This window comes from Waterburya sp. (assembly GCF_058530065.1).
On sequence record NZ_JBZNBU010000309.1, the window covers coordinates 1 to 6282 of the forward strand.

Genomic DNA, 6282 nt, shown 5'->3' on the forward strand with positions numbered 1-6282 from the left:
CTTGTAATTGCTTTCTATAATTATCCCAGTCTCCCAGTCTCCCAGTCTCCCAGTCTCCCAGTCTCCCAGCCTCCCAGTCTCCCAGCCTCCCAGTCTCCCAGCCTCCCAGTCTCCCAGCCTCCCAGTCTCCCAGTCTCCCAGCCTCCCAGTCTCCCAGTCTCCCAGTCTCCCAGCCTCCCAGTCTCCCAGTCTCCCAGCCTCCCAGTCTCCCAGTCTCCCAGTCTCCCAGTCTCCCAGTCTCCCAGCCTCCCAGTCTCCCAGCCCAGTCTCCCGAAAGAGGATCGAAATCAAAACCTAAATCCTGGGCAATAGCTTGAGTAAGACCGATACGGTTATAACTAGGCGAACGAGCGATCGCAATTATTAAATCTCTCAATTGTTCTTGTTGGGGACATTCCCCAAAGATATGCAAACCATCTCTAATTTGGGCTTCTTTTAATTCGCAAAGATAGCCATCGGCGACGGCAAGGAATTGAGCTAAAGTTTTGGTGTCGCTGGGTTGGATGCCCAAATCTTCGTTGAGATTTTCTGCTTGGACTAGTTTGGTAATGCGACTGCTAATTACATCGAGTCGGCTGGGGTCTAGACTCTGGGCTGCGTAATATTCATCGATTAACGCCTCTAATTTTTCTAAACCACCATATAACTCGGCACGGGTCAGGGGTGGGGTAAGATGGTCGATAATGACCGCTTGCGATCGCCTTTTTGCCTGAGATCCTTCTCCTGGATCGTTAACAATAAAGGGATAAAGATGGGGAATTGCTTGTAGTGCCACTTCGGGATAGCAATTTTGGGATAAAGCCAGACTTTTTCCTGGCAACCATTCTAAATTACCGTGTTTGCCCACATGAACGATCGCTTGTACCCCAAAGCAACTACGCAACCAATGATAGTAGGCTAAATATTCGTGGGTGGGTTCGAGATCTGGGGCATGGTAATTCAAACTCGGATCGCGATCGTAACCCCGCGATGGCTGGATGCCTACAAACACATTTCCCAACTGTATTCCTGGTATCTCTATCTCTCTTTGTCCCCTTGTCCCCCAGTCCCCTTGTCCCCCAATCCCCTTGTCTCCCCATCTAGCAGTAATGCCTTCTCGCACTGTTGGGGGTAATGTCTCCCAATATTGTTGATATTCTTCTGCCGATAGGGTTTGATAACTCTGACGAGTTTGATAGCTTTCTAAATCGTTAGTAATTCCTTGAGTAAGACGTTGAATTAATTCATCTCCCGTAGCAGGTATATCGGTGACGGTATAGTTGGCTTGTGCTAAAGCTTTTAAGATATTGATACAGCTAGCAGGAGTGTCTAAACCAACCCCATTAGCAATTCTGCCGTCTTTATTGGGATAGTTAGCTAAGATGAGGGCAACTTTTTTATCTTGGTTGGGAGTATTAGCCAGATCGAACCAGTTTTTAGCTAAGTCAGCCACAAAGTTAATACGATCTGGTTGGGGTTGATAGACTACTACATTAGTTTCTAAATCTTCATTCCAAGTTTGTACCGATTTGAACGAGATAGCGCGGGTAATAATTCTGCCATCTACTTCGGGTAATGCCACATTCATAGCTGTATCCCTAGGCATTAAGCCTTGCAAGCTAGATGACCACTGTTCTAGAGTACTGCTGCTAAAGATGACCTGTAAGACGGGAATATTTAACTGTTGCCAAAATTCTAGTTGGGATGATTCCCCAATTTTAGCTAGAGAAAAACTAGTGGTATTGAGCAGAACTTTTAGGGGATTTTCTCGTAGCAAGCTTAATAATTGTTGCTGTATATCGATATTTCTTAAAGAAGAGATAAAAATCGGAATTGGGTTGAGGTTTTTCTTAGCTAAAGATTCGCACAGGCGATCGATTGCTAAAGTATTTCCTGCCAAGTAATGAGAGCGATAAAAAAGTATTCCACAATTAGAATTGACTGAATCTGAGTTATTTTCTGTTGGAATATTGCTTGAATTTTGCCATTGATGAAATCCTATTTCAGCTATAGTTTTTGGTGCTGGAGGCTGATAATTACTATCCAAGCAAGTATCGCTAGCAAATTTTAAAGCATTAGCATAATTTTCTGTTCCTCCTTCCATTAAATAACGCCAAAACTGATTTACTGCCGTCAAGGAAACCGTAGAATGACTAATAAGATCTAGATCGGGAGTATTGTCTCCTGGCAATACAAATAAATCTAAATTATTAATCTCAATAATTTCTTTTACTCTCTCCAATCCATAGTTCCAATAAGTACTTCCACCTAGCAAACGTAGGATAACGATTTTAGCTTTTGCTAAGACTGTCTCTACGTAGACATCAATGCTCAACTGTTGTTGTAAGTTTAAGAGATTAGCTACTCTCAGACTGGGAAAATCTCGCTCCAATAAAGAACTTGCCGAAGCAATAGTTTGAATGTCCGTATCTGCATAAGTAAGAAAAACAATTGGTGCGGGAGATTGTTCGATGAAAATTACTCCTTCCGTATTGGGATTCCAGCCCCCTGGTAAAGCAGCTAATTTGTGCATAAGAGTTGTTGGTCTAATCTTGAGAAATAATTACGGTTTAGATTAAGAGGCAAAAAATAAGCCAAGCTAAGTAGAAGGAGTCAAACTAATTTAATTATCAAAAATGTATTATTGAAGTTAACAAACGATCGCAATAAAATTCAACTAAGGAAACAATTAGAAATATTTGATTGCAATCGGTATTGGTGACAGACAACTTCAAGTTTTAGATAATCTTCCAAAATAGTTTTATTTCTTCAAGATAGATATATATAACTTTTAGAAAATAAACAATGATTGGCACAATTAGTTTAATTGAGTTATCAACAATGAATGGAAAAACAATGTCTTGAATATATACATACAGGCTCGTCAGATTGAGTCTTGCTAGAAATACTTAAAATAGTCAAGTTAATAATTAATGACCGAGATCGAATCAAATACAATCACTGTTTACCAACTAATCCACCGATGGATAAATTACTACACTATCAAGTGGAACAAGAACATATTTTCGAGCAAATTAAAATTCAAATTAGTCAAGATTTGAACTTAGCTGGGATAATTCAAACAGCTATCAATCGTAGCTGCAATTTTTTAAATTTAGATCGTCTGTTAATTTATCAGTTAAATCTTCCTTTAGAAGTTAACGATCTTTCGGAATCAAACCGCACTGTCAATACAGTAACTTACGAAGCAAGAAGAACAAACTCAATATCTTCTGCTTTATATTGTCGAGAAGAAGTCTGCTGGCGAAATTTACCTCAGCGTAAAAACAAATATCATCGGGGATTTAGCCTCGCTATTAATGATGTAGAACAAAATTATGCTGACAATTCTTGCCTCAAATCTTTGATGCAAAAATTTCAAGTCAAGGCTAAAGCGATCGCTTCAATTGTAGTTGGTAAAGACTTATGGGGATTTATCATCGCTCATCAATGTTTTACCACTAGAAAATGGCAAGAAGGAGAAATTGAATTTTTAAGTCAGATAGCTGGATATTTAGAGGTTGCCATCGAACATCACCAATCATATCAGCAATTACAACATCAAAAATATATTCTCGAACAACAAGTTCAAGCTCAAGCGCAACAAATTAAAGACGCCTTAATTGCAGCGGAAGCAGCTAGTAAATCCAAACACGAATTTTTGGGTAGTATGAGTCACGAATTGCGTACTCCCCTAACTTGTGTTATTGGACTTTCCAGCACTTTATTACAATGGTCTTCTACTAATTCTGCCATCTCTCTATCTCCAGAAAAACAACAGCAATATCTACATTTAATTCAACAAAGTGGCAAGCATTTATTAGCTTTAATCGACAATATCCTAGATTTTTCGGATGTTGAGTCAGGAAAAAACTTGTTAGATGTCAAAAAACTTTCTTTAAGCCACATTGCCAGACAATCCTTGTATACGCTGCAAGATAGGGCAAAAGCTAAAAATATCCTTTTGAGTTCGGAAAATAATCTCACCCTAGAAGAAGAGTGTTTCTTCGCTGATGAGATTCGATTGAAAGAAATTTTATTTAATTTACTCGACAATGCCATTAAGTTTACCCCCGAAAATGGCAAGGTAATCTTGCGCGTCTGGCGGGAAAAATATCATGTAATTTTCCAAATAGAGGATACGGGAATCGGAATTGCACCCGATGAAATTCCCTTATTATTTGAAAAGTTCAAACAGATAGAACACTATCGAGATAGAACTCATGGAGGTACTGGTTTAGGATTGGCCTTGACCAAAAAACTCGTAGAATTACACGGTGGTAATATTGAAGTAGAATCATTCTTGGGTACGGGCTCTACTTTTACAGTCTATTTACCTGAGAAAACTCCATTTCCACCGCGATGCGATCGCAATTCCACGATTGTCGAACTCAATAAATCTTCTCAGACAATCATGCTAGTCACAGAAGACGAAGAAAGTGGAACTTTTATCTGCCAACTTTTGAATACTATTGATTGCCAAGTAGTATGGTTGATGGATTCCACTGTGGCAATTAATCAAATTGAACTAGTGCAACCTAGATTGATTGTTATCGACAGTAAATTAGGTGGCTTGGCAGTGAAGCAAGTTGCTCGTGGGATTGCCCATAAATCTGCCCTCGATTCAATGGATTTAATTTTACTTGGGGAAGATGCCCAGCAAGAGTACGAGGGCTTATTTGCGAAATCTGGAGTTGATGGATATCTTGATAAAAATATGAGTCCAACTGAAATAATCAGAAAAATAGGTATATTTCTCAAGTAACTAGTAATAAGTAAAGCCCGAACTACTTATTACAGGCTACTTATTTACTTATTCTGCTGTAGCTTCTTCAACTTCTGGGGCTTCAGCCTTGTTTTCTGGTTTTTCTTGTTCTCTTTTCGCTCTTTGCTTGCGACTAGCTTCCAGGACATCTTCAATTACCTTGAGCAATTGATCCATTTTCTCTAGGTTACTGCGATATAACTCTAGGTCTTTTTTCATTTTTTCCCCAGAAATACCAAAGTTCTCGACAATACTGTCGATAGTAGCATCGCGTTTTTCCGCATCATTAACTAATTCGCGATCGCTTTCTTCTAAAAGAGTATAGATGCCGATGGCAAAAGGACGACTGTATTTAAAGTTATCGTTAGTTGCGATCGCTTTAATCGGTTCGACAATGTGATTGGCATCGTTTCCAGCTTCAGGATTGCTCAACCAGGCAACTAAATCGGATGTAGATTTATTTTTAGCTAAATCTAGTAATGCTCCTGCTTGAGACTTGCAAGTTTCAGGATCGTTATCTGTCGAGCTACACAAAGCATTAAAAATTTTTTCTTTATCTGCTTCAGGATCGTAACCCTGCATCAAGCGTTCAAAAGAGGTAACAATTCCCAAATAATAAATAGGATCGTTTTTAAAGTCTGCATTTACTGAGAGTAAGTGCATTTCTACCAACAATTCTTCTATTACCCGACGATATATAGAATTGATGGGACGAGGGTAAGCAGCATAAAAAGCCCTTTTACTATCGGAAACTGTTTTCATAATAAATTTAATTTTTTTATCTAACAATTTATCTACCCTAAAAATCTTGAATTTTGGCAGATCCTCTTAAGGAAGACTAAATTCAAATTCTTAGCATATCTTTATATTATGCAACGATTTTGACTCACTTTACCTATTCCGATTAATACTGTGCTTCTCAGATCGTTGTGGGAGAATATAGATCGTCAGCTTAATCTGAAAAATTTATGCAATCTCCTATTATTCAAAACCAAACTCAAAAACTGACTTGTCCCCAGTTACCTCTAGCCGTATATCGGGAAGTGGCAGCCCATCTCAGACAAATTGTGGGCGTGGAGGCAAGTTTGATTCTACGCCCTATCGAACCCCAGCCTGGAGCAAAGTTTGATTACTACCAAAGCCAAATTGCAGCCCTCAAAATAATTTATCCAGCAGAAATCAGCGATCGCGATCGAGCTAGAGTCCAAGAAATTTTGGATTATTATGCTCAACGTTACAGTGCTTGGAAAAATGAAACGTCTACATAGAGATAAGAAAAAAAGGAGATTTTTCTCCCTTAGACTTCTTGCAGAAGTCGGGGTAAAGGTTAAAGGGGAAAGGGAAAAGGAATAAGATTGGACGTAATAGACAGCAAAAATTGATTTTTATTTTATTTATGCAAGAGGTCTCTTCTAGATTAAAAATAATTATAAATTGTTTATGAGTTTCTCACGCCAACATCTATTAAGTGATGTCTGACTAATTGCTCGAATTGATATAAATAAGCAGCGCAAATTAATCTAATCAACATTAATGGA

4 protein-coding genes are annotated in these 6282 nt (G+C 38.7%); 2 read left to right on the forward strand and 2 right to left on the reverse strand.

From position 1 onward, the window contains the following. On the reverse strand, positions 1–2512 hold a 2512-nt coding region (cobN, locus tag AC33VI_RS18395; RefSeq protein WP_491783717.1), incomplete at its 3' end, for a cobaltochelatase subunit CobN. Between the two features lie 450 nt (positions 2513–2962). Here cobN and AC33VI_RS18400 point away from each other — a divergent pair. Continuing rightward, entirely contained in the window at positions 2963–4744 is a 1782-nt protein-coding gene (locus tag AC33VI_RS18400) for a hybrid sensor histidine kinase/response regulator (protein ID WP_491783718.1), read from the forward strand. Between the two features lie 48 nt (positions 4745–4792). Here the strand turns inward: AC33VI_RS18400 and psb29 are convergent, their stop codons facing one another. Continuing rightward, positions 4793–5506, reverse strand: a complete 714-nt coding sequence (gene psb29, locus AC33VI_RS18405) for a photosystem II biogenesis protein Psp29 (protein WP_491783719.1) — start codon at positions 5504–5506, stop codon at positions 4793–4795. A 206-nt stretch (positions 5507–5712) separates the two neighbouring features. Between psb29 and AC33VI_RS18410 the strand changes: the two genes are divergently transcribed. After that, positions 5713–6012 (forward strand): hypothetical protein, encoded by a 300-nt coding sequence (locus AC33VI_RS18410; RefSeq protein WP_491783720.1) that lies wholly within the window; start codon positions 5713–5715, stop codon positions 6010–6012. Positions 6013–6282: the final 270 nt, after the last annotated feature.